This is a genomic window from Mucilaginibacter psychrotolerans, assembly GCF_004519315.1.
Lineage (GTDB): Bacteria > Bacteroidota > Bacteroidia > Sphingobacteriales > Sphingobacteriaceae > Mucilaginibacter > Mucilaginibacter psychrotolerans.
In genome coordinates this window covers 1-343 of sequence record NZ_SOZE01000103.1, presented here as the reverse complement: position 1 = coordinate 343, position 343 = coordinate 1, and the positions used below count along the sequence as shown (strand labels likewise).

Below are 343 nucleotides of genomic sequence, written 5' to 3'. Positions count from 1 at the left end.
GTGCCTGAAGTGCGTAACCGTAAGGAGCGTCCTAGGGTAAAGTCGGTAACTGGGGCTAAGTCGTAACAAGGTAGCCGTACCGGAAGGTGTGGCTGGAATACCTCCTTTCTGGAGCATTATCTGATACCAAAGTATCATAACAAGTTACCTACATGATTATTTCTTAAATTTTTTATATTATATATAGTATAGGAGTTCGGCCAGCAGGGGCCGGATAGATTATCAACGGTTCGAATCCGTTATTCTCCACATTCCCACCGATGCCCGAAAGGGTTAGGATATAATGCAAGTTATGATATTGATATCATATTGGGACAAGTTCTTTGACATATTGGAAGAAGTA

1 rRNA gene is annotated in these 343 nt (G+C 41.7%); it reads left to right on the top strand.

The features are described 5' to 3' along the window. Positions 1-108 (top strand): 16S ribosomal RNA (locus tag E2R66_RS28210); the annotation flags it as partial. Positions 109-343: the final 235 nt, after the last annotated feature.